The organism is Kitasatospora sp. NPDC001540 (genome assembly GCF_042894345.1).
Taxonomy (GTDB): Bacteria; Actinomycetota; Actinomycetes; order Streptomycetales; family Streptomycetaceae; genus Kitasatospora; species Kitasatospora phosalacinea_C.
In genome coordinates this window covers 68,982-91,525 of sequence record NZ_JBIAVO010000032.1, presented here as the reverse complement: position 1 = coordinate 91,525, position 22,544 = coordinate 68,982, and the positions used below count along the sequence as shown (strand labels likewise).

General features: G+C 74.9%; 20 protein-coding genes and 1 pseudogene. 13 read left to right on the top strand and 8 right to left on the bottom strand.

Going from position 1 to position 22,544, the window contains the following annotated elements:
- Positions 1–137 precede the first annotated feature (137 nt).
- A complete protein-coding gene (locus ACFY00_RS29630) occupies positions 138–2,903 on the top strand; it encodes an ATP-binding protein (protein ID WP_388034903.1) in 2,766 nt (921 codons plus the stop codon).
- A gap of 18 nt (positions 2,904–2,921) precedes the next feature.
- Here the strand turns inward: ACFY00_RS29630 and ACFY00_RS29625 are convergent, their stop codons facing one another.
- From ACFY00_RS29625 to ACFY00_RS29615, 3 genes are all read right to left on the bottom strand, one after another.
- Complete coding sequence (locus ACFY00_RS29625) at positions 2,922–3,695, bottom strand: maleylpyruvate isomerase family mycothiol-dependent enzyme (protein WP_388034901.1); 774 nt, start codon at positions 3,693–3,695, stop codon at positions 2,922–2,924.
- 116 nt (positions 3,696–3,811) lie between these two features.
- Positions 3,812–4,342, bottom strand: a complete 531-nt coding sequence (locus tag ACFY00_RS29620) for an MOSC domain-containing protein (protein WP_388034915.1) — start codon at positions 4,340–4,342, stop codon at positions 3,812–3,814.
- Positions 4,343–4,426: 84 nt separating this feature from the next.
- Positions 4,427–5,350: a LysR family transcriptional regulator gene (locus tag ACFY00_RS29615; protein WP_388034898.1), complete on the bottom strand. Its 924-nt coding sequence runs from the start codon at positions 5,348–5,350 to the stop codon at positions 4,427–4,429.
- Positions 5,351–5,434: 84 nt separating this feature from the next.
- Between ACFY00_RS29615 and ACFY00_RS29610 the strand changes: the two genes are divergently transcribed.
- The 3 genes and pseudogenes from ACFY00_RS29610 to ACFY00_RS29600 all read left to right on the top strand — a co-directional run bounded on the left by ACFY00_RS29610 (position 5,435) and on the right by ACFY00_RS29600 (position 8,863).
- On the top strand, positions 5,435–6,166 hold the full coding sequence (locus ACFY00_RS29610) for a succinate dehydrogenase cytochrome b subunit (protein WP_388034895.1): 732 nt from the start codon (positions 5,435–5,437) through the stop codon (positions 6,164–6,166).
- Positions 6,167–6,195: 29 nt separating this feature from the next.
- Positions 6,196–8,138: pseudogene (locus ACFY00_RS29605) on the top strand (fumarate reductase/succinate dehydrogenase flavoprotein subunit).
- A complete protein-coding gene (locus ACFY00_RS29600; RefSeq protein WP_388034892.1) occupies positions 8,135–8,863 on the top strand; it encodes a succinate dehydrogenase/fumarate reductase iron-sulfur subunit in 729 nt (242 codons plus the stop codon). Before ACFY00_RS29605 ends, ACFY00_RS29600 begins: the two are co-directional and overlap by 4 nt.
- A 57-nt stretch (positions 8,864–8,920) precedes the next feature.
- Here the strand turns inward: ACFY00_RS29600 and ACFY00_RS29595 are convergent, their stop codons facing one another.
- Positions 8,921–9,340 (bottom strand): helix-turn-helix domain-containing protein, encoded by a 420-nt coding sequence (locus ACFY00_RS29595; protein ID WP_285735644.1) that lies wholly within the window; start codon positions 9,338–9,340, stop codon positions 8,921–8,923.
- Between the two features lie 86 nt (positions 9,341–9,426).
- Here ACFY00_RS29595 and ACFY00_RS29590 point away from each other — a divergent pair, with 86 nt between their 5' ends.
- The gene (locus ACFY00_RS29590; protein ID WP_388034912.1) at positions 9,427–10,248 is read left to right on the top strand and encodes an NAD(P)H-binding protein; all 822 of its coding nucleotides are present in this window, start codon (positions 9,427–9,429) and stop codon (positions 10,246–10,248) included.
- Positions 10,249–10,281: 33 nt separating this feature from the next.
- On the opposite strand, the gene ACFY00_RS29585 is transcribed toward ACFY00_RS29590, so the two are convergent.
- Both ACFY00_RS29585 and ligD read right to left on the bottom strand, forming a co-directional pair.
- A complete protein-coding gene (locus tag ACFY00_RS29585; RefSeq protein WP_388034890.1) occupies positions 10,282–11,754 on the bottom strand; it encodes a serine hydrolase domain-containing protein in 1,473 nt (490 codons plus the stop codon).
- Between the two features lie 127 nt (positions 11,755–11,881).
- Positions 11,882–12,883 (bottom strand): non-homologous end-joining DNA ligase, encoded by a 1,002-nt coding sequence (gene ligD / locus ACFY00_RS29580; protein ID WP_388034887.1) that lies wholly within the window; start codon positions 12,881–12,883, stop codon positions 11,882–11,884.
- Between the two features lie 102 nt (positions 12,884–12,985).
- Between ligD and ACFY00_RS29575 the strand changes: the two genes are divergently transcribed.
- Positions 12,986–14,050 carry an ATP-dependent DNA ligase gene (locus ACFY00_RS29575; protein WP_388034885.1) on the top strand — a complete coding sequence of 355 codons (1,065 nt, stop codon included), beginning with the start codon at positions 12,986–12,988 and terminating at the stop codon, positions 14,048–14,050.
- Positions 14,051–14,139: 89 nt separating this feature from the next.
- On the opposite strand, the gene ACFY00_RS29570 is transcribed toward ACFY00_RS29575, so the two are convergent.
- Complete coding sequence (locus ACFY00_RS29570; RefSeq protein ID WP_388034883.1) at positions 14,140–16,092, bottom strand: fibronectin type III domain-containing protein; 1,953 nt, start codon at positions 16,090–16,092, stop codon at positions 14,140–14,142.
- Positions 16,093–16,507: 415 nt separating this feature from the next.
- On the opposite strand from ACFY00_RS29570, the gene tdh reads away from it, so the two are divergent.
- The 3 genes from tdh to ACFY00_RS29555 all read left to right on the top strand — a co-directional run bounded on the left by tdh (position 16,508) and on the right by ACFY00_RS29555 (position 19,899).
- Positions 16,508–17,539: an L-threonine 3-dehydrogenase gene (gene tdh / locus ACFY00_RS29565; RefSeq protein WP_388034881.1), complete on the top strand. Its 1,032-nt coding sequence runs from the start codon at positions 16,508–16,510 to the stop codon at positions 17,537–17,539.
- Between the two features lie 48 nt (positions 17,540–17,587).
- Entirely contained in the window at positions 17,588–18,778 is a 1,191-nt protein-coding gene (locus ACFY00_RS29560; protein WP_388034878.1) for a glycine C-acetyltransferase, read from the top strand.
- A gap of 200 nt (positions 18,779–18,978) precedes the next feature.
- Positions 18,979–19,899 carry a LysR family transcriptional regulator gene (locus ACFY00_RS29555; RefSeq protein WP_388034875.1) on the top strand — a complete coding sequence of 307 codons (921 nt, stop codon included), beginning with the start codon at positions 18,979–18,981 and terminating at the stop codon, positions 19,897–19,899.
- Positions 19,900–19,961: 62 nt separating this feature from the next.
- Here ACFY00_RS29555 and ACFY00_RS29550 read toward each other — a convergent pair whose 3' ends face one another.
- Positions 19,962–20,303, bottom strand: coding sequence for a S26 family signal peptidase (locus ACFY00_RS29550; RefSeq protein ID WP_388034873.1), 342 nt, complete (start codon positions 20,301–20,303; stop codon positions 19,962–19,964).
- Between the two features lie 166 nt (positions 20,304–20,469).
- Here ACFY00_RS29550 and ACFY00_RS29545 point away from each other — a divergent pair, with 166 nt between their 5' ends.
- From ACFY00_RS29545 to ACFY00_RS29530, 4 genes are all read left to right on the top strand, one after another.
- Complete coding sequence (locus ACFY00_RS29545) at positions 20,470–20,619, top strand: hypothetical protein (RefSeq protein WP_388034871.1); 150 nt, start codon at positions 20,470–20,472, stop codon at positions 20,617–20,619.
- Positions 20,616–21,080 carry a type II toxin-antitoxin system death-on-curing family toxin gene (locus ACFY00_RS29540; protein ID WP_388034869.1) on the top strand — a complete coding sequence of 155 codons (465 nt, stop codon included), beginning with the start codon at positions 20,616–20,618 and terminating at the stop codon, positions 21,078–21,080. Before ACFY00_RS29545 ends, ACFY00_RS29540 begins: the two co-directional genes overlap by 4 nt.
- A 270-nt stretch (positions 21,081–21,350) precedes the next feature.
- Positions 21,351–21,656 (top strand): urease subunit gamma, encoded by a 306-nt coding sequence (locus tag ACFY00_RS29535; RefSeq protein ID WP_388034866.1) that lies wholly within the window; start codon positions 21,351–21,353, stop codon positions 21,654–21,656.
- A gap of 3 nt (positions 21,657–21,659) precedes the next feature.
- Positions 21,660–22,505, top strand: coding sequence for a sirohydrochlorin chelatase (locus tag ACFY00_RS29530; RefSeq protein WP_388034865.1), 846 nt, complete (start codon positions 21,660–21,662; stop codon positions 22,503–22,505).
- The last annotated feature ends 39 nt before the right edge of the window (positions 22,506–22,544 follow it).

Below are 22,544 nucleotides of genomic sequence, written 5' to 3'. Positions count from 1 at the left end.
CGCCCCCCCGGGGCGCCGGGCCCCCCCCCCGCCCCCGCACTGCGGGTATTTTTGGGTTATTCCCCGGGGGGGGGGGGGGGGGGGGTGCCCCCCCCCCCCCCCCCCGCAGCCGGTTCCGAGGCGGCACACTGACCGCCATGACCGGCATCCTCCCCGGCCCGGCCGCAGCCGCCGCCACCCCGGCGGGAGCGACCGAGCCCCCACTCGTCGACCGCGCCCACCTGCTCGCCGAGATCCGCGCCGCCCTCGCCGCCACCGGCGGCGTGCTGCTGCACGGACCGGCCGGCATCGGCAAGACCGCGCTGCTCGACGCACTCGCCCGGGACGCCGGACCGGCAGGCTGGGCCGTCCTGCGCAGCAGCCCCACCGCCGCCGAGGCGGACCTGCCGCACCTCGCCCTGATCGACCTCCTCGGCGAGGCCCTCCCCGGCCTCGCCGAGGACCTGCCCGACCACCTGCGCCACGCCCTGGAGTGCGCCCTGCTCCACCGCGCACCCCAACCCGGCGCCCCCACCGACCCGTTGGCCGTCCGGGTCGCCGTCCTCGAAGCGCTGCGCCGACTCGCCCAGCGCGGCCCGGTGCTCGTCCTGCTCGACGACACCCAGTGGCTCGACGAGGCCAGCCGCCAGGTCATCGCCTTCGCCGCCCGCCGCCTGACCGACCGCCACGTCCGCTTCGCCGTCACCGAACGCACCGAACACGCCGACGCCGCACCCGAGATGGGCGCCCTCTGCCCGCCCGCCGCCCGCGAGATCGCCGTCGGCCCGCTCAGCGAACGCGGCACCGGCGCGCTGCTGCGCGAACGCCTCGACCTGCGGCTGAGCGGCCTCACCCTCACCCGCGTGCACACCGTCAGCGGCGGAAACCCGTACTACGTCCTGGAGTTGGGCCGCTCCCTGGCCACCGGGGGCAGCGAGAGCGCGCTCGCCGCCGACCCCGACCGGCCACTCGACGTCCCGCACCGGCTGCGCGCCCTGGTCTCCGCCCGGCTCGGCGAACTCCCGGACGCCGCACGGCAGTCGCTCACCGTCCTGGCCGCCGCCCGGCCCGGCACCGCGCTGCCCGCCACCGTCACCGAACCGCTCGCCGCCGCCCGCCGCCACGGCATCGTCCAGCAGACCCCGAGCGGCGCACCGCAGTTCAGCCACCCCCTGGTCGCCGAAGTCGTCCTCGCCGACGCCACCCCCGCCGCCCTGCGCGCCGCCCACCGGCTGCTCGCCGAACTCACCGCCGACCCCGTCGAACAGGTCCGCCACCAGGCCCTCGCCGCCGACGCCCCCGACCCCCGCCTCGCCTCCCGGCTCGGCCGCGCCGCCGACACCGCCCTCACCCGCGGCGCCCCCGGCACCGCCGCCGAACTGCTCCGCCTCGCCGCCGACCACACCCCCGACCCGGACGCCGCCGGACGCCGCCTGCTCGCCGCCGCCCGCAACGCCGCCGCCGCGGGCCTGCCCGACCTCGCCCGCGCCTGCGGCGAACGCCTCGCCGACGCCCCCGCCGCCGACGTCCGGGTCCACGCCCGGCTGCTGCTCGCCCGCCTGCTCGGCCCCGACCACCCCGGCGCCGAACCCCTGCTCACCGCCGCCGCCGAGGACACCGGCGGCCACCCCGGCCTCACCGCCGCCGTCCACCAGGAACGCGCCGTCCGCGCCCTGCACCGCGGCGACCGGGCCGAAGGGCTCGCCGAACTCGCCATCGCCGAGAAGCACGCCGACCAGGCCGACGACCCCGACCTGCTCGTCGAACTCCTCGCCCAGCGCGCCCCGTTGACCCTGCTCACCGACCCCGCCCGCGGCCTCGCCCAACTCGAACGCGGCTGCCGCCTCGCCGCCGGACGGCCCCCCACCGCCGCCGCCGTGTTCTGCCGCGAAGGACTCGCCGTCGCCGCCCTGCGCAGCGGCGACCTGCCCCGCGCCGTCGCCGAGGTCGAGACCCTGCGCGCCGAGGTCGAGGCCTCCGGCCGCACCGAGGACCTCGCCAACGTCCTCTACATCTCCGCCTCCGTCTACGAACGCGCCGGCCGCTGCACCGAGGCGTACGCCGCCGGACGCGCCGCCCACGACCTGCGCGAACGCATCGAACCCAGCCCCGGCCCGGCCCGCGTCCTGGGCGGCGCCGCCGAACTCAACGGCGGCACCGCCGAGCGCGCCGCCCAGCTCCTCGACTCCGCGATCCGCGCCGCCGAGGACGACCACGACCGCGAATGGCTCGCCTACGCCCACGGCCTGCGCGGCCGCGCCGAACTCCTGCGGGGCAACCACCCGGCCGCCGCCGAACACCTGGGCCAGTGCCAACTCCTGCTGCGCCGCATGGAGTTCACCGACCCCGCGTTCTTCCTGGTGGACGCCGACCTGGCCGAGGCGCTCGCCCTCTCCGGCCGCCCCGACGAGGCCGCCGCCACCCTCGCCGACGCCCGCGAGCGCGCCACCCGCCTCGGCCGCGACGTCCTCACCCTCGGCCTGCACCGCGCCGAGGCCCACCTCACCGCCACCACCGACCCCCGCCGCGCCGCCGACACCCTGCGCGCCCTCCTCCCCGACAGCCACCCCTACCCGCTCGAACTGGCCCGCGCCCACCTCGCCCTCGGCACCCTCGAACGCCGCGCCCGCCGCCGCGCCGCCGCCCGCACCGCCCTCCAGGAGGCCCACAGCCGCTACGCCGCCGCGGGCTGCCTCCCCTGGCAGCAGCACGCCGCCGCCGCGCTCGCGGCCCTCGACGCCCTCGAAGCCGAGCCCACCCCCATGCAGCAGCAGATCCTCGCCCTGATCCGCTCCGGCGCCACCAACCGCGAGATCGCCGCCCGCCTGCACCTCTCGGTCAAGGCCGTCGAGGCCAACCTCACCCGCCTCTACCGCCAGTACGGCGTCCGCGGCCGGGCCGAACTGGCCCGTCAGCGGGACTGACGGCGGCGCGCGCCCGCCCTACTCGTTCGGGTCCCACTCCGCGAGCCGGTCCATCGGCGCGGTGTCGCCGGTGATCTCCAGGCGGTCGAACGGCAGGCGCGCGTAGAAGTAGAGCACCAGGTCGCTCGCCGGGCCGCGCACCACCAGGTCGCCCGGCTGCGCGTCGGCGGCGAGGCCGTCGCAGCGGACGCCGCGGGCGTCGAGGGTCAGCCGCCAGGAGCCGCCCTCGGCCGCGTGCAGGTCGATGGTCGCGGGCTCGAACGGCCAGGGGACGGTCGTCGCCGAGACGGTGGTCAGGAACGCGTCGACGCCCTCGACCGCGATGTCCGTCGGCAGCGGCTGCGCGGCCCCCAGGGCGAGCTGGACGTCGTAGGTGTGGACGGCGAGCTCCTGCACCTGGTGCCGGGCCACCGCCCCGCTGGTCTCCGGCGCCTGCGAGCGGCCCCACCACGTCCAGCAGCCGCGGTCCGGCCCGGCCTCGCGCAGCGCGTCCAGCATCAGGGCGGTCGACCCGGCGAGCCAGGCGTCCAGCTCCGCGCGGTCGCGGGGCGCGGTCGGGGCGCCCTTCGGGTCCGTCCGCGCCGGGGGCTCGGCGCCCGGGCCCGCCGCGACGACCGCGGCCTGCCGGCGGCGGCCGTCGCCGAGGTGCTGCGCCAGCTCGCGCAGCGTCCAGTCGGGGCAGCTCGGCACCCGGACGTCGAGGTCGGGGGCGGAGGCGATCGCGGCCCGGAACGCGGTCGAGCGCTCCTCGATCAGCCGCAGGACCTCGGGGAACTCCACAGTGGTGTGCACCCCGGTGGTCTACCACGGCACCCCGGCGGTCGGACAGCGAATTTGTCGGACGACCGCACCGCCGGGCGCGTCAACCCGCAGTCACATCAGCGGTCACACCCGGGGCGCACCCGCGGTCACACCCGTTCGAGCGGGCGGTGCGGCTCGGGCGGCAGCGTGACGGTGATGCCGTCCCCGGGGCGGATCTCGCCGCCGGAGCGGACCACGCCCATGATCCCGGCCCTGCGGACCACCGCCCCGCTGTCGTCCCGCCCCACCACCTGCTTGAGCAGTCCGGGCCGGAAGCCGTCGATCTGCGCGCACGGGTTGCGCAGCCCGGTCACCTCGACCACCGCCTCGTCCCCGAGGTGCAGCAGCGTCCCGACCGGCAGCCCCAGCAGGTCCACTCCGCGGGTGGTGACGTTCTCGCCCAACTGCCCGGGCGCGACGGTGAATCCGGCCTGCGCCAGCTCCTCGAACAGCTCGGCGTGCATCAGGTGCACCTGCCGCAGGTTCGGCTGCGTCGGGTCCTGCGCGACCCGGGAGCGGTGCTTCACCGTCACCCCGGCGTGCACGTCCCCCTCGACCCCGAGGCCTTCCAGCAGCCGGATCCCCTCCCGGTTCGGCTTCGTGAAGGAGTACTCCCCGTTGCTGCTGACCGCCACCACGCTCCCGGTCACCCGGACCACCTCTCGTCGTACCGATGCGTACCGATGTTCCGTGCACCCACCCTACGCGCGGCCCCTACCGCCTCACGGGGCGGGGAGCAGCCTGCTGCCCGGGGGCAGCGAGTCGGTGCGCCCGGCCTCGCGCAGGTAGGCGAGCAGCGCGCCGCGGAAGGCGTCCGCGGCGCGGGTGAGCGGCAGGTCGCGGCCGTGGGCGAGGGCGATGGTGCGGCCGAGGCCGGGCGGCGCGAAGGGGGTGCTGGGCAGGGCGGCGCTGGCGGCGACCATGCCGGGGACGACCGCGGGGCCCAGCCCGGCCCGGACGGCGGCCAGCACGGCGTCCATCTCACCGCCCTCGACGGCGTACGAGGGCTCGAACCCGGCCGCCCGGCAGGCGGCCAGGGTGGTCTCGCGGACGTCGTAGCCCTCGCGGAACATCACCAGGTCGCGGCCGCGCAGGTCGGCGATCCGGGCCCGGCGGCGGGGGAGCGGCGCGGCGGAGACCAGCACCAGCTCCTCGTGCAGCAGCGGGGTGACGGCCAGCGGGGCGGGCGCGGCGGAGCCGGGGGTGATCACCAGGGCGAGGTCCAGCTCCCCGGCCTCCAGGTCGCGGACCAGGTCGCGCGAGCCGCCCTCGGTCAGCCGCAGGTCCACGCCGGGGTGCCGGGCCCGGTACGCGCGCAGCACCTGCGGGACCAGGCTGGCGCACAGCGAGGGCGGCGCGCCGAAGCGGACCCGGCCGCGGCGCAGCTGCACCGTCTCGGCGACGGCCCGCCGGGCGCTGTCGGCGTCGGCCAGGATCCGGCGGGCCAGCGGCAGCAGCGCCTCGCCCGCGTCGGTCAGGGTCGTCCCGGAGCGCGAGCGGTGGAACAGCTCGGCGCCCAACTCCCGTTCCAGGGAGCGGATCTGCTGGGAGAGCGAGGGCTGCGAGACGTGGCTGAGCTCGGCGGCCCGGGTGAAGTGCCGGGCGTCGGCGACCGCGACGAAGTAGGCGAGCTGCTGCAACTGCACACCAGCCATCATAGGCGGGGCCTATCGTGACCAGCGTTTCCATGTCTTGGACACCCCCGACGCGCCCGGCCTACGGTCATGGTCATGGCTTCTGCTACCCGGACGAACCGGACGACCCGGACCCCTGCCACCGGCCGGCACCCGTCCTCCCTGGCGTCGCTGTGGCGCAGCTCCGTCGGCAAGAAGGCGGTGATGGCGGTCAGCGGCCTGGTGATGCTGGCCTACCTGGTCGCCCACATGCTGGGCAACCTCAAGGTGTTCTTCGGCCCGGACGACATCAACGGCTACGCGCACTGGCTGCGCACCATCGGCGAGCCCTTCCTGCACCACGGCTGGTTCCTCTGGCTGGCCCGGCTGGTCCTGCTCGCGGCCGTGCTCGCCCACGGCACCGCCGCCTACCAGCTCTCCCGCCGCGACCTGAGGGCCCGCCCGGTGCAGTACGCGCACCGGCGGCAGCGGGCCACGTACGCGACCCGGACGATGCGCTGGGGCGGGGTGATCCTCGGCCTGTTCGTGGTGTGGCACATCCTCGACCTGACCACCCTCACGGTGAACCCGGCCGCCGAGGAGGGCCACCCGTACCAGAACGTCGTGGCCTCCTTCTCGACCTGGTACTCGGGCGCGATCTACTGCCTGGCGATGCTGGCGCTGGGCCTGCACGTGCGGCACGGGTTCTGGAGCGCCGCGCAGACCCTGGGCGTCAACAACCCGCGCCGCGACCGGGCGTTGAAGCTCGCGGCGAACGCGCTGGCGCTGCTGCTGACCGCCGGGTTCCTGTCGGTGCCGGTCGCCGTGATGGCCGGCCTGGTCCGATGAACCCCCAACACCCCACCGGGAGCACGGCAATGAGCTACCTCGACTACACCCTCGGCGAACCGGTCGTCGACACCGCCGCCCCGGCCGGGCCGATCGAACAGCGGTGGGAGCGGCGGCGGTTCGAGGCCAAGCTGGTCAACCCGGCCAACCGCCGCAAGCACACCGTGATCGTGGTCGGCACCGGCCTGGCGGGCGGCGCGGCGGGCGCGACGCTGGCCGAACAGGGCTACCACGTCGTCCAGTTCTGCTTCCAGGACTCCCCGCGGCGGGCCCACTCGATCGCCGCGCAGGGCGGCATCAACGCGGCCAAGAACTACCGCAACGACGGCGACTCGGTGCGCCGGCTGTTCTACGACACCGTCAAGGGCGGCGACTTCCGGGCCCGCGAGTCCAACGTGCACCGCCTGGCCGAGGTCTCGGTGGAGATCATCGACCAGTGCGTGGCCCAGGGCGTCCCGTTCGCCCGCGAGTACGGCGGCCTGCTCGACACCCGCTCCTTCGGCGGCGTCCAGGTCTCCCGCACCTTCTACGCCCGCGGCCAGACCGGCCAGCAACTGCTGCTGGGCGCCTACCAGGCGCTGTCGCGGCAGATCGCCGCCGGGAACGTCGAGATGCACCCGCGCACCGAGATGCTCGACCTGCTGGTGGTCGACGGCCGGGCCCGCGGCATCGTCGCCCGCGACCTGGTCACCGGCGAGATCCGCTCCCACACCGCGGACGCCGTAGTGCTCGCCACCGGCGGCTACGGCAACGTCTTCTACCTCTCCACCAACGCCAAGAACTCCAACGCCACCGCGATCTGGCGGGCCCACCGGCGCGGCGCCCTGTTCGCCAACCGTGCTTCACCCAGATCCACCCGACCTGCATCCCGCGCTCCGGCGACCACCAGTCCAAGCTGACCCTGATGAGCGAGTCGCTGCGCAACGACGGCCGGATCTGGGTCCCCAAGGCCAAGGGCGACACCCGCCCGCCCGCGCGGATCCCCGAGGACGAGCGCGACTACTACCTGGAGCGGATCTACCCGGCGTTCGGCAACCTGGTGCCCCGCGACATCGCCTCCCGGGCCGCCAAGGTGGTCTGCGACGAGGGTCGCGGCGTCGGCCCCGGCGGCCAGGGCGTCTACCTGGACTTCGCCGACGCCATCGCCCGGCTCGGCCGGGACGCCGTCGAGGCCAAGTACGGCAACCTGTTCGAGATGTACGAGCGGATCACCGCCGAGGACCCGTACACCGTCCCGATGCGGATCTACCCGGCGATCCACTACACGATGGGCGGCCTGTGGGTCGACTACGACCTGCAGACCACGATCCCGGGCCTGTTCGCGATCGGCGAGGCCAACTTCTCCGACCACGGCGCCAACCGGCTCGGCGCCAGCGCCCTGATGCAGGGCCTCGCCGACGGCTACTTCGTGCTGCCGCCCACCCTCAACGACTACCTGGGCCGCACCAAGCTGGACGCCGTCCCCGCCGACCACCCCGAACTCGCCGCCGTGGAGGCCGAGTCCGCCGACCGGCTGAACCTGATCCTGGCCGTCGACGGCGACCGCACCCCCGACTCCTTCCACCGCGAACTCGGCGAACTCCTGTGGGAGGAGTGCGGAATGGCCCGCGACGAGGCCGGGCTGCGCCGCGCGCTGGCCCGCATCCCACGGATCCGCGAGGAGTTCTGGCGCCGGATCAAGGTGCCCGGCACCGGCGAGGAGCTCAACCAGGCGCTGGAGAAGGCCAACCGGCTGGTCGACTACTTCGAACTCGCCGAACTCATGTGCCTGGACGCGCTGCACCGCGCCGAGTCCTGCGGCGGCCACTTCCGCACCGAGTCCGCCACCCCCGACGGCGAGGCCGCCCGCCGCGACGAGGAGTTCGGCTACGCCGCCGCCTGGGAGTTCACCGGCACCGGCACCGCCCCCGTCCTGCACAAGGAAGAGCTCGTCTTCGAGCACGTCCACCCCACCCAGCGGAGCTACGCGTGAACCTCACCCTGCGCATCTGGCGCCAGCAAGGCCCGGACACCCCGGGCGAGATGACCGAGTACCGGGTCTCCGGGATCAGCGCGGACATGTCCTTCCTGGAGATGCTCGACACCCTCAACGAGGAGCTGATCCTGCGCGGCGAGCGCCCGGTTGCCTTCGACCACGACTGCCGCGAAGGCATCTGCGGCGCCTGCGGTATGGTCATCAACGGCCAGGCCCACGGCCCCGAGCGCACCACCACCTGCCAGCTCCACATGCGGCACTTCCGCGACGGCGACACCATCGACGTCGAACCCTGGCGGGCCGGAGCCTTCCCGGTCGTCCGCGACCTGGTGGTGGACCGCTCCGCCCTCGACCGGATCATCGGCTCCGGCGGCTACGTCACCGCCCCCACCGGCTCCGCCCCCGAGGCGCACGCCACCCCCGTCCCCAAGGAGGCCGCCGACCTCGCCTTCGAGCACGCCGAGTGCATCGGCTGCGGAGCCTGCGTCGCCGCCTGCCCCAACGGATCCGCGATGCTCTTCACCGCCGCCAAGGTCGTCCACCTCAACGTCCTCCCGCAGGGCGCCCCCGAACGCGCCTCCCGGGTGCGGAACATGGTGGAGACCATGGACGAGGAGGGCTTCGGCGGCTGCACCAACACCGGCGAGTGCGCCACCGCCTGCCCCAAGGGCATCCCGCTCAGCGGCATCGCCCGCCTCAACCGCGAGTTCCTGCGCAGCTGAGGAGCCGCACCACCGCCCCCCGCACACCGGTCGGTGCCGCGGGGGGCCTCCCGTCCGTCAGCGGACGTCGTGGCCCGGGTGCTCCAGGTCGTACGCCGCCCTGGCCTCGGCGATGGCCCCGCGGTGCGCCAGCGACCAGTCGGCCAGCGCCTTCACCAGGTGGGTCAGCCCGGCCCCCGTGTCGGTCAGCCGGTAGTCGACCCGGGCCGGGACGGTCGGGTACACGGTGCGCCGCACCAGGCCGTCGCGTTCGAGCCGGCGGACGGTCAGCGTCAGCATCCGCTGCGAGATGCCCTCGACGGCGCGCTGCAGCTCGCGGAACCGGCGCGGCCCGCCCGCGAGCTCGACGACCACCAGCACCGACCACTTGTCGCCGATCCGGTCCAGCACGTCCCGGATGCCGCAGTCGGGGTGGTCGTGGCGCCCGCAGGGGTCGAGCTCCGCGGGGGTGGTTACCGCCGTGTGCGTGGGTGACACCGAACTGCCTCCTTGTGACGGGTGGTCGGGCGAACCAGGATCAGCCTAGTTACCGAAGAGAACCACGACGGAAGGCTGTGACCGGAATGATCCTGGTGACGGGAGCGAACGGGAACCTCGGCGCGGCGACCCTGGCCGCCCTGCGGGCCCGCGGCGCCACGGCGACGGGGGGCAGCCGCACCCCGGGGGAGGGGACCCGCCGCCTCGACTTCGACGACCCCGCGAGCCTCGACCTGACCGGGGTCACCACCCTGGTGCTGGTCTCCGCGGGCTACGCCGAGGACGACCGGGTGATCGCCCGGCACGCGGCCGTCCTGGACGCGGCCGCCCGCGACGGCGTCGGCCACGTCGTCTACACCAGCCTCACCACGGCCGGGGACCACCTCGCCTTCGCCGCCGCCCACCGCGCCACCGAACGCCTGCTGCGCACCGGCCCGCTGCCCTGGACGATCCTGCGCAACGGCCTGTACGCCGAACTCTTCGGCGCCCTGCTGACCTGGACCGGCGACGGCCTGGAGTCCCCGTTCGGCGACGGCGCCCTGGCCGCGGTCGCCCGGGCGGACCTCGCCGACGCCGCGGCGGCCGTCGCGGCCGACCCGGCCCCGTACCGCGACCGGATCCTCGACCTGGTCGGCCCGCCCGTCACGGCGGGCCGGGTCGCCGACCGGCTCGGCGTCCCGCACCGCGTCATCGGCCTGGACGAGTACCGCCGCCGCCTCGGCGGGACCCCCGGGCTCCTCCCGTTCCAGCCGCCCATGATGGCCTCGATCGCCACCGGCATCCGGCACGGCTTCCTCGCCGACACCACCGCCGACCTCACCGACCTCCTCGGCCGCCCCGCCCGCGACCCCCTGGCCGTCGCCGCCACCGCCGCGGCCGCCACCCGCCCTCCGGCCGCGGCGGCCTGACGGGCAGGCGCTCCGTTCACCGGGCGGCCCGCGCTACGCGACGTCCGGGCGGGTCAGCAGCGGCGAGCGCAGGTGCAGTTCCAGCCGGGGGCCGGTCAGCGGCGGGGTGCTCCACAGCGCCGTCGCCGTGCCGGCCGCCGTGCCCGTCGCCGGGTCGACGGTCAGGCGGACGCGGTGCGGGGTGGTGATCACCCGGAGGTCGGCGAGGAAGCGGCCGTCCTGCCAGGCCCCGGCGGCGACGACCGGGCGGCCGAGCGGGGCGCTCTCCCGCCAACTGCCGTGGCCCACCTCCAGGTCGAGGACGGCCCCGGTGCCGGGGAGCGGTCCGAGCCGGACCCGCCAGCCGCCGTCGACCGGTTCGACGGCCACCACCGTCCCGTGCGGCAGCGCCGACCCCTCGGCGGAGGCGTCCAGCTCCGCGCGGACCGCCCGCCCCGGCCCGGCCGTGCCCGCGGGCAGCGGCAGCGACAGCCGCCGCAGCCGTTCGGCCAGCACGGCGTCGTCCTCGGTGCCGTCCTCGGATCCGTCCGGGAGCGGTTCCAGGCCGGGCAGCAGGCACTCCCACAGGGCGTCGAACACCGCCTGGGACGCGCCCTCCGCGGTCACCGCCACCACCAGGTCGTGCGCGGGCACCACCACGCACTGCTGCCCGTAGGCGCCGTTCGCGTGGTAGCCGTGCCGGGACAGCCAGAACTGGTAGCCGTAGCCGCAGGAGAAGTCCGGGTCGTCCGCGCCCGGGAGGAACGACACCGAGGCGACGTGCCGCCGCGTCGCGAGCTCGACCCACTCGCGCGGGACGAGCTGCTGCTCGCCCCAGCGGCCGCCGCGCAGCAGCAGCTCGCCGAACGCGGCCAGCGCCTCGGTGGTCAGGTGCAGTCCGTGGAAGCCGAACGCGGCGCCGCCGCGCACCCGGTCCCACTCGGCGTGATCGATGCCCATCGGTTCGAACAGGCGCTCGTCGAGGAACTCCGGCAGGCCCCGGCCGGTGACCCGCTCCACGATCCGGGCCAGCAGGAAGGTGGTCGAGTTGTCGTAGACGTGCCGCGTCCCCTCGGGGGCGTCGAACGGCAGGCCGAGGAAGCCCCGCACCAGGTCGTCGGGCTCCCGCCGCCAGGCCTCCTCCAGGCTGTCCACGGCGTGCCCGGCGGTCATCGTCAGCAGGTGGTGGACGGTGATCCGGCGGGCCTGTTCCGGGGCGTCGGCCGGGACGTGCTCCGGCAGCAGGTCGACCACCCGGTCCTCCGGCGCCAGCAGGCCGTCGGCGACCGCCAGCCCCACCGCCACCGAGGTGAACGACTTCGTCAACGAGTAGAGCAGGTGCGGGCGTTCGGCCGAGTACGGCGCCCACCAGCCCTCCGCGACGACCCGCCCGCGGCGCACCACGAGCAGCGAGTGGCACTCGATCGGCAACTCCTCCAGCCGGTCCAGCAGCGCACCCACCGCCCGGGCCGACACCCCGACCGCGGACGGCGCCGAACGCGGCAACCGGAGACGCTGAGCAGGCATTCCGAACTCCCCCACGGGTACGGGCCCCTGGACGTGGAGCCCGGGCCGACCCGCGCATGCTACGGACGACCCGGCCCGGGCTCCACGCCTTTTCCGGGTACCGCGGCCGTCCCCGGCGCCACGGCCGTCAGTCCGGCTTCCGGGCCCGGCTCGGCTGCACCCGGGACGGCTCGCCCGGCATCTTCGGGAAGTCCGGCGGGTAGGGCAGGTCGCCCGCGCCCTGGTGCGCGTACAGCTCCAGCACCCGCTCCAGCGAGGCCGGGTGCGCCCCGAACTCGGCGTGCACGTCCCCGAGTTCGGCGAACCGCTCGGGCAGCGTGCGCAGCGTGAAGTCGGCGGGGGAGACCCGCTCCAGCTCCTCCCAGCGCAGCGGGGCGGAGGCGGTGGCCTGCGGGCGGGCGCGCAGCGAGTAGGGGGAGGCGATGGTGCGGTCGCGGGCCATCTGGTTGTAGTCGACGAAGATCCGCGCGCCGCGCTCCTCCTTCCACCAGGCGGTGGTGACCTCGCCGCCGGAGCGGTGCTCCAGCTCGCGGCCGAGCGCGATCACGGCGTGCCGGCACTCGGTGAACGTCCAGCGCGGCTCGATCGGCACGTACACGTGCAGGCCCCGGCCGCCGGAGGTCTTCGGCCAGCCGGTCAGCCCGAACTCCTCCAGCAGCGGCCGCAGTCGCAGCGCGGCGCGGACGGCGTCGGAGAAGTCGGTGCCGGGCTGCGGGTCGAGGTCGATGCGCAGCTCGTCCGGGTGCTCGGTGTCCGCGCGGCGCACCGGCCAGGGGTGGAAGGTCAGGCAGCCCAGGTTCGCCGCCCACAGCACGGCCGCCTCCTCGGTCGGGCAGACCTCGTCCGCGGTGCGCCCGGAGGGGAAGGCGATCCGCGCGGTCGGCAGCCAGTCCGGGACGTTCTTCGGCGCCCGCTTCTGGTAGAAGAACTCGCCGTCCACGCCGTCCGGGAAGCGCTGCAGCGTGGTCGGCCGCTCGCGCAGCCCGCGCAGCACCCCCGGCGCGAGGGCCAGGTAGTACTCGGCGACGTCCCGCTTCGTGTACCCGGGCTCCGGGTAGTAGACCTTGTCCGGGTTCGACAGCCGCACCGTCCGGCCGCCGACCTCCAGTTCCACCGCTGCTCCAGCCATGCCCCCACGCTAGGCGCGCCGCGTCCGGGCGCGACCCCTTCGACACGCCGGGGCGGCCCGACACGCCGCCCCCGTCCGTCCCGGCGGGCCACCATCGGAGGCATGCAGCTCCCCGTGATGCCCCCGGTGCCCCCGATGCTGGCCAAGGCCGTCGCCGCGATCCCGCCCGGCATGCAGTACGAGGCCAAGTGGGACGGCTTCCGGGCGATCGTGTTCCGCGACGGCGAGGAGGTCGAACTCGGCTCCCGCACCGGCAAACCGCTGACCAGGTACTTCCCCGAGGTGGTCGAGGCCGTCCTGGCCCGGCTGCCCGAACGCTGCGTGGTCGACGCCGAGATCGTGGTCGCGCACGACGGACGGCTGCACTTCGAGGAGCTGCTGGAGCGCATCCACCCCGCCGCCTCTCGGGTCCGCACCCTGGCCGAACGCACCCCGGCCACCCTGGTCGCCTTCGACCTGCTCGCCCTGGACGACGACGACCTGACCGCCCGCCCGCTGGTCGAACGCCGCGCCGAACTCGCCCGGTTGCTGGCCGGTGCCGCCCCGCCCGTCCACCTCGCCCCCGCCACCACCGACCTGGACACCGCCCGCGACTGGTTCTCCCGCTTCGAGGGCGCCGGACTGGACGGGGTGGTCGCCAAACCGCTCGACGCCCCGTACCGGCCCGGCGAACGCACCCTCTTCAAGATCAAGCACGTCCGCACCGCCGACTGCGTGGTGGCGGGCTACCGCGAGCACAAGTCGGGGCCGGTGGTCGGCTCGCTGCTGCTCGGCCTGTACGACGCCGACGGCCGCCTGCAGCACGTCGGCGTCAGCGCCTCCTTCCCGATGGCCCGCCGGGCCGAACTCGCCGCCGAACTCGCCCCGTTGCGCCTGGACCCGGCCCGGCTCGGCGACCACCCGTGGGCGCACTGGGAGGAGGCGCAGGCCCAGGCGGCCGACCGGCTGCCCGGCGCGGTCAGCCGCTGGACCGGGCGCAAGGACCTGTCCTGGGTGCCGTTGCGGCCCGAGCGGGTCGCCGAGGTGGGCTACGACCACCTCGAGGGCACCCGGTTCCGGCACACCACCCAGTTCAAGCGCTGGCGCCCCGACCGCACCCCGGAGAGCTGCACGTACGCGCAACTGGAGGAGCCGGTCTCCTACGACCTGGGCGCGCTGCTGTCCTGAGCCGGGGGCGCGGCCCGCCGGCCCGCGGGCAAGGGGACGGCCCCGCTGCCCGTGGGGTGAGAGCGGGGCCGTCGAGGGGGAGCGGTGCGTCAGCCGGTGAAGCCGGCCGTGATGGAGGTGAACTGCCAGTCGGACTGGGCGATGCCGGAGCAGGTCTCCTGCAGGCCGCCGCCCGCGCAGCCGCGGTCGCGGTTGACCGACCAGAACGCCAGGCGGGCGATGTGGTTGGTGTTGGCCCAGTCGCGGATCGCGGTCCAGTTGGCGATCGTGGTGGTCTCGTTGTTGTCGCTGAGACCGTTCATGCCGGAGATGCCCAGGTGGGAGTAGGCGGTGGCGTCGTCCCAGCCGTAGACCGACTTGAGCTTGTTCTTCAGGCCGTTGGCCGCGCTGACGGTGGCGGCGTACATGTCGGTCGACGCGTTGCCGAAGTCGAACGGCATGATGGTGAAGACGTCGATGTCCGCGCCCAGCGCCTTGGACTGCTCGATCAGGCGGTTGCCGGGGGCGGTCGGGCCGCTGGTGGCGGTGCCGAAGGTGACGATCGTCCGGATGCCCGGGTTCTTCTGCTTGACGATCTTCAGCGCGTTCAGGATGCGGTCCTGGACGGTGTAGTTCTCGAACTCGTCGGTGTTCTCGATGTCGATGTCGATCGCCTTCAGGCCGTAGGCGTCGATCACCTTCTGGTACGCACCGGCCAGCGCGGTCGCGTCGGCGCAGTTCGGGCCGAGCTTGTTGCCCGACCAGCCGCCGAAGGACGGGACGACGTCGCCGCCCGCGGCGCGCACCGCGTTGATGGTCTGCTGGTCGACGCCGTTCAGCAGCGGCCGCTGGCTGTCCCAGGTCGGGTTGCAGCCGTTCTGCGCCAGCACGAACGCCAGGGTGAACCACTTGATGCCGGTCGCGTTCATCACGGTGGTCGCGGCCGGCGGGTTGCCCCAGCCGTTGTACAGGTACGGCGCGGCCTGCTTGAAGCCGCTCGGCGTGCTGGTCGGCGGCGTGGTCACCGCGAGGGAGTTGGAGGCGGCGGAGGTGTTGCCCGCCGCGTCGCGGGCCTTGACGGTGAAGGTGTACGAGGTGGAGGCGGTCAGGCCGGTGACGGTCGCCGTGGTGCCGGTGACGCTGGTGGCCAGCGTCCCGTTGCGGTACACGTCGTACGCGGTGACGCCGACGTTGTCGCTCGAGGCGCCCCAGGAGAGCGAGACCTGGGTGGCGGCCGTGGCGGTGGCGGTCAGGCCGCTCGGCGCGGTCGGCGCCTGCTGGTCGCCGCCCGCGGGCGTGGTCACCGCGAGGGAGTTGGAGGCGGCGGAGGCGTTGCCCGCCGCGTCGTGCGCCTTGACGGTGAAGGTGTACGAGGTGGAGGCGGTCAGGCCGGTGACGGTCGCCGTGGTGCCGGTGACGGTGCTGACCAGCGTCCCGTTGCGGTAGACGTCGTAGCCGGTGACGCCGACGTTGTCGCTCGAGGCGCCCCAGGACAGCGAGACCTGGGTGGCGGCGGTCGCGGTGGCGGTCAGGCCGCTCGGCGCGGTCGGCGCCTGGGTGTCCGGCGTGCCGCCGCCGGGGCCGTCCAGGCTGACGTCGTCCGCGTAGTACGTGCCCTGGCCGAACCAGCCGTTCAGGTACACCTCGGCGCTGGTCTGCGAGGCGCCGGTGGTGAAGCTGACCGTCAGCTGCTTCCAGTCGGACGCGGCGGGCGTCCAGGTCGAGGTGCCGCCGGTGACGCCGAGGTACACGTAGTTGCCGCGCACCCAACCCGACAGCGAGTACGTGGTGTTGGGCTGCACCGCGACGGTCTGGGTGCACTTGGCGTTGTCCGAGGCGCTGGCCGCACCGGCCAGCGCCTTGGTGCCGCCGTGGACGGGGGTCGAGACGACCGAGCCGAGGCCGCCGGAGCAGGTCCAGCCGCTCAGGGTGCCGGTCTCGAAACCGGGGTTGGTGAGGACGTTCGCGGCGCTCGCGCTGCTGGGAACGGCCGCGACGGCGGCCGTCGCCAGCAGCAGCGCGGCGGCGCCGACCGCGGTGGCGCGGCGGTTGGGGGCGTGCACGGGTACCTCCAGTGGGGGATGGGGGCGGAGGTGCGTAGGGAGCGCGCACAACAAAATGGACTGGACCAATTGGTTATGTCAAGGCTAGGTCAAAGCGCGGACGGCGCGCTGACTCTCCGTCACGACCCCGCGCACTCCCTCCCCGGACGCCCGGAACGCTGCTCCGTCCGGGTGTCTTGCGGCACGCCGGAACCGGAGCCCGGGCCCAGCTCGGGCACGATCGTTCAGCCCAGCTGTGGCACCCGTTAAGAATTCCTCGATGGACCGCACCCACCGTGACCAGGCAGATTTCACCCTGCCCGGTCGGTGACCGCCGCACGCCGGGCCGCCCCACCGGCCCTGCCACCCCGCAGGGCCCGCCCCCGGACCCGCCCACCGGCAGGCCCGCCCGAACCCCGCGTCAGGAGCGCTCGCCGTGAAGGCACTCGTCAAGCTGAACGCCGAACCCGGACTCTGGATGACCGACGTCCCGGAGCCGGAGATCGGCCCCGGCGACGTCCTGATCAAGGTCCTGCGCACCGGCATCTGCGGCACCGACCTGCACATCCGCGCGTGGGACGGCTGGGCCCAGCAGACCGTCAAGACCCCGATGACCATCGGCCACGAGTTCGTCGGCGAGGTCGCCGCGGTCGGCGCCGCCGTCACCGACGTCGGCGTCGGCGACCTGGTCAGCGGCGAGGGCCACCTGGTCTGCGGCAAGTGCCGCAACTGCCTGGCCGGGCGCCGCCACCTGTGCCGCAACACCATCGGCCTGGGCGTCAACCGCGACGGCGCCTTCGCCGAGTACGTCGCGCTGCCCGCCTCCAACGTCTGGGTGCACCGCGTCCCCGTCGACCTCGACGTCGCCGCGATCTTCGACCCGTTCGGCAACGCCGTGCACACCGCGCTGTCCTTCCCGCTGGTCGGCGAGGACGTCCTGGTCACCGGCGCCGGACCGATCGGCATCATGGCCGCCGCCGTCGCCAAGCACGCCGGGGCCCGCAACGTCATGATCACCGACGTCTCCCCGTACCGCCTCGACCTCGCCCGCGAGCTCGGCGTCACCCTCGCCCTCGACGTCTCGCAGCACACCATCGCCGACGGCCAGCACCAGCTCGGCCTGCGCGAGGGCTTCGACGTCGGCCTGGAGATGTCCGGCCGCCCCGAGGCCATGCAGTCGATGATCGCCAACATGACGCACGGCGGGAAGATCGCGATGCTCGGCCTGCCCGCCGAGGACTTCCCGGTCGACTGGGCCCACGTGGTCACCTCGATGCTCACCATCAAGGGCATCTACGGCCGCGAGATGTTCGAGACCTGGTACGCGATGTCCGTGCTGCTGGAGGGCGGACTCGACCTCACCCCGGTGATCACCGGCCGGCACGCCGCCCGGGACTTCGAGGCCGCCTTCGACGAGGCCGCCGGCGGCAACTGCGGCAAGGTCATCCTCGACTGGACGACGCTGTAAGCGCTTTCCCGACCAGCCCGCCGACCACTCGTTAGGAGCGACACCCCCGTGTTCGAGAACGTCCGCGACGACCTCGCCGCCACCCTCGCCGAGATCCGCGAAGCCGGCCTGTTCAAGCCGGAACGCGTCATCGGCACCCCGCAGTCCGCCGAGATCACCGTCACCTCCGGCAACGGCGGCCAGGTGCTCAACTTCTGCGCCAACAACTACCTCGGCCTCGCCGACCACCCCGCCGTGGTCGCCGCCGCCAAGGACGCCCTGGACCGCTGGGGCTACGGCATGGCCTCCGTCCGCTTCATCTGCGGCACCCAGGACGTCCACAAGGAGCTGGAGCGGCGCCTGTCCGAGTTCCTCGGCCAGGAGGACACCATCCTGTACTCCTCCTGCTTCGACGCCAACGGCGGCGTCTTCGAGACCCTGCTCGACGAGCGCGACGCCGTCATCTCCGACGCCCTCAACCACGCCTCCATCATCGACGGCATCCGCCTCTCCAAGGCCCGCCGCCACCGCTACGCCAACCGCGACCTCGCCGACCTGGAGAAGCAGCTCCAGGACACCCAGGACGCCCGCCGCCGCCTGATCGTCACCGACGGCGTGTTCTCCATGGACGGCTACATCGCCCCGCTGCGCGAGATCTGCGACCTCGCCGACCGCTACGACGCCATGGTCATGGTCGACGACTCGCACGCCGTCGGCTTCGTCGGCCCCACCGGCCGCGGCACCCCCGAACTGCACGGCGTCATGGACCGCGTCGACATCATCACCGGCACCCTCGGCAAGGCCCTCGGCGGGGCCTCCGGCGGCTACGTCGCCGCCCGCCGCGAGATCGTCGCCCTGCTGCGCCAGCGCTCCCGCCCCTACCTGTTCTCCAACTCGCTCGCCCCGGTGATCGCCGCCGCCTCGCTCACCGTGCTCGACCTGCTGGAGACCAGCGACGACCTGCGCGAGCGGCTGCGCGCCAACACCGAGCTGTTCCGGACGCGGATGACCGAGGCCGGGTTCGAGATCCTGCCCGGCGAGCACGCCATCGCCCCCGTCATGGTCGGCGACGCCGCGAAGGCCGGGCGGCTGGCCGAACTGCTGCTGGAGCGCGGCGTCTACGTGATCGGCTTCTCCTACCCGGTGGTGCCGCACGGCGCCGCCCGGATCCGGGTCCAGCTCTCCGCCGCGCACAGCACCGAGGACGTCGAACGCGCCGTCGCCGCCTTCGTCGACGCCCGCGCCGCCCTGGACGCCTGACGCCCGGCCCACCGACCAGGTGCGGGCACCCTCAACCGCGCCATCCCCGCGAGCCGCCCCGACCCCCCTGCACGGGCGGCCCGCCCGGCGCGGGGAGCCGCACCCGGCTCCCCGCGCCGTCCACTTCCACCGAGCGGTCCGCGAGCGCCCCGGCCACCCGGCGTCCCGACCGGTCCCGCCGCGCTGGCAGAATTGACCCCGTGATCGACGCACGACGGCTGCGGACCCTCCGGGCCGTGGCCGACCACCGGACGGTGACCGCCGCGGCGGCCGCGCTCTACCTCACCCCCTCCGCGGTCTCCCAGCAGCTCGCCGCCCTCGAACAGGAGACCGGCCACACCCTGCTGGTCCGCGACGGCCGCGGCGTCCGCCTCACCGCCGCCGGGGAGATCCTGCTCACCCACGCCGACGCCGTCCTCGCCCAGCTCGAACGCGCCGAGGCCGACCTCGCCGCCTACGCCTCCGGCGCGGCCGGGGAGGTCACCGTCGCCTCCTTCGCCACCGGCATCGCCCTCGTCCTGGCCCCCGCCGTCGCCGCCCTCGCCGACACCGCCCCCGACCTGCGGGTCCGCGTCCTGGACGCGGAGGGCGACGCCAGCCTGCCGATGCTCCTCGACGGCCGCGCCGACATCGCCGTCGCCGTCGAGTACCGCGGCGCCCCGCGCCCCGACGACCGCCGCCTCACCCGCCTGCCGCTGTACGCCGAACCCTTCGACGCCGTCCTCCCGCTGCACCACCGGCTGGCGGACCGGCCCGGCCCCGTCGCCGTCGCCGACCTCGCCGCCGAACCCTGGATCGGCCCCTACCCCGGCAACCCCTGCCACGACGTCGTCCTGCTCGCCTGCGAGCACGCGGGCTTCCAGCCCCGCCTCGTCCACTCCTCCGACGACTTCCGCGCCGTCACCGCCCTCGCCTCCGCCGGGGCGGGCGTCGCCCTCGTGCCGCGCTCCGCGCTCCGCGACACCGAGCGCACCGCCATCGCCGTCCGCCCCGTCGACAGCCCCCTCGCCACCCGCCGGGTCTTCGCCGCCACCCGCGCGGGCGCCGAACTCCACCCGCTGATCAGCCCCGTCCTGGCCACCCTCGCCCGCACGGCGGCCCACCTCGACCACCCGGCCTGACCGCTGACCGCTGACCGCTGACCGCTGACCGCGCCCTCAGCGCCCTCAGTGCCCCAGCGCCCTCAGCGCGCCTTCGCGGCCGCTCCGGGCCGGGGCGCGCCGTCCACCGCCGTGCAGATGCCGAACACCCGGTCGTGGCCCGTCCAGCCGTTGACGCGGCCCCGGTTGTTGCTGATCTGCACCCGCCGCCGGGCCGGGTCCAGCGCCGAGACCAGGTGCAGGTAGACCGTGCCGGAGACCCGGGCCAGCACGATGTCGCCCACGGCCAGCCGCTCCGGATCGACCGGCACGACCGAGACCAGCTGGCGGCTGCGGATCAGCGGCACCATCGAGGAGCCCGTCGGGCGGAACTCCACCGCGGCCCCGGCGGCCACCCGGGCCGCCACTGCATCGAGCATTCCCATCGCGCGATCGTGGCAGGACCGCGCCGCCCGGCTCCACGGGTTTTCCGGCGGTCAGTGCTGACGGGACGTCAAGGGGCTTGCCGCGCCGCATAATTCGGTCGACCTCACCTGATCCCACCTGCTAGGTTCCGCCCACGAACCGAAACGGCCGGGAGGGGGCGCCGGAGTGGAGCAGCAGCAGGAGCAGGGGCGGGAAGAGGAGCGGCAGGCCGCCGTCGAGTGCCCGGCCGGGCAGCGGGCCCGGCGGCGGGCCGGGCTGGTCGCGCGGATCAGGGCGGCGAACGCGGAGACGCTGGAGAGGCTGGCCGAGCTGTGAGCGGGCGCGTCGGCGAGCCGTGGGAGCAGCGGGAGCAGTCGGAGCACGGGGACGGCCCGGACTACCTGGACGAGGAGGACGTCGCCTACCTGCTGGGCGAGGTCGCGGTGGTGCGCGACCGCGCGCTGCTGCGCTCCGCGCTCGGCCGACCACGGGCCTCGGCGTTCGGGGCGGACGCCTACCCGGGCGTGTGGGCCAAGGCGGTCGCGCTCGGCGAGTCCGTCATGCGCAACCACCCCATGACGGACCGCAACAAGCGCACCGGCTTCGAGTCGATGCTGCTGTTCCTCGACTACAACGGGCAGCCGTACGCCGACCCGGACCCGGACGACGCGGTGGCCTTCGTGCTGCGCCTGGCCCAGGGCGGCTACGCGGGCCGGTTCGAGGAGGCGGTGGCGGACTTCCGCCGGATCCTCGGCGCCTCCGGGCCCGCGGGCCGGGCCCGCGTTACGCGCCGGTAAAACTTGGCAAAGGATTGCCCTCCGGGCGGCGGCCCCGAGCTCGGGGTTCAACAGATTGTTGCAGCTCAATGGGCCGACGGTCGCCGTCCGTTGCGCTAGGGTGACTTTCCGTTGCTGATGGAATTCGTCGATCACCGGAGTACGGTTCCGGAGCAATCGCCGGAGCCGACTCCCCGTCAGGCCGCACCGCACGCCGGTGCGCTGCCCGGGGAACGTCGCGACCGCCGCCCGGCGTTTCGACCGGATGCCCGGAAAGGACGAGTGGCTCCCGTGAACCTCTCCCCGCGCGAGATCGACAAGCTGTACGTCTACGTCGTCGCCGACCTGGCCCGCAGACGCCGCGACCGCGGCGTCAAGCTCAACTACAGCGAGGCCTGCGCGCTGATCAGCGAGGCGATCATGGAGGCCGCCCGGGACGGCCGCACCGTCGCCGAGTGCACCGAGATCGGCAAGCGGGCGGTCCGCGGCGAGGAGGTCATGCCGGGCGTGCGGGAGATGCTCCCGCTGCTCCAGGTCGAGGCGGCCTTCCTGGACGGGACGAAGCTCGTCTCCTGCCACGACCCGGTCGGTGCCTGAACCGTGACGCACCACCAGGACGCCCTCGTGGTCCTGGCCGCGGGCCACGAGAGCGACGGCGGACGGGACTTCGCGCCCCTGGCCGCCGCCGACCGGACCGCCCGCGACCGGACCGTCGCCCCTCGGACCGCCGCCGACCGTCCCGCCGCCCCGACCGCGGGCGCCGCGGTGCACGCCGTCGCCCCGGCGGGGCGCCCGCTCGCCGAGGCCGTCCGCTCGGCCCTGGCCGCGGCCGACGGACGCCCGGTGTGCGTCGTGCCGATGACCCTGGGCCGGGACCGGCGGCTGGTCGCCGACACCGCCCGGGCGCTGCGCTGGCTCGCCGCCGGGGAGGGCCGCGGGCGGCTCGCGCTGACCGCGCCGTTCGGCGCCGCCGAGCACCTGACCGGCTGGCTGCGCGCCGCCGCCGGGGCCGCCCCGGACGTCCCGGACGGCGCGGTCCTGGTCACCGCCCCGGCGGCCGACCCGTTCGAGGACGCCGAACTGTTCCGGATCGCCCGGCTGGCCCGGCAGTTCGGCCGCCACCGCTGGGTGGAGGTCGCGTTCGACGGCGGCGACCCGGGCCCGGCCGAAGGCGCGGCCCGCTGCCGCCTGCTCGGCGCGCGCACGGTCACGGCCGTACCGGCCTCGTTCGGGCCCGCGCTGCGCACCCCCGTGCCCGGCGTCCGCGACGGCGGCCCGCTGCTGCGCCCGTCCGCCGTCGCCGGGGTGGTCGCGGCCCGGACGGCGGCGGCCCTGCACCTGCTCGGCCACGGCGAGGACGGCATCGCCGCGGGCCTGGACGCCGAGCACGGCCACGGCCACGGCCACGCGCACGGCCCGACGCACGTCCACGCGCACGCGCACTGACCCCCCCGCACCGACTCCCGCACCCCCGCACCGACTCCC

Excerpts from the sequence above, each read along its gene's own strand:
- ligD (WP_388034887.1), bottom strand. The coding sequence starts at position 12,883 with ATGGCTGGAGCAGCGGTGGAACTGGAGGTCGGCGGCCGGACGGTGCGG.
- ACFY00_RS29590 (WP_388034912.1), top strand. The coding sequence starts at position 9,427 with ATGATCCTGGTGACGGGAGCGAACGGGAACCTCGGCGCGGCGACCCTG.
- ACFY00_RS29610 (WP_388034895.1), top strand. The coding sequence starts at position 5,435 with ATGGCTTCTGCTACCCGGACGAACCGGACGACCCGGACCCCTGCCACC.
- ACFY00_RS29630 (WP_388034903.1), top strand. The coding sequence starts at position 138 with ATGACCGGCATCCTCCCCGGCCCGGCCGCAGCCGCCGCCACCCCGGCG.
- ACFY00_RS29550 (WP_388034873.1), bottom strand. The coding sequence starts at position 20,303 with ATGGGAATGCTCGATGCAGTGGCGGCCCGGGTGGCCGCCGGGGCCGCG.
- ACFY00_RS29575 (WP_388034885.1), top strand. The coding sequence starts at position 12,986 with ATGCAGCTCCCCGTGATGCCCCCGGTGCCCCCGATGCTGGCCAAGGCC.
- ACFY00_RS29585 (WP_388034890.1), bottom strand. The coding sequence starts at position 11,754 with ATGCCTGCTCAGCGTCTCCGGTTGCCGCGTTCGGCGCCGTCCGCGGTC.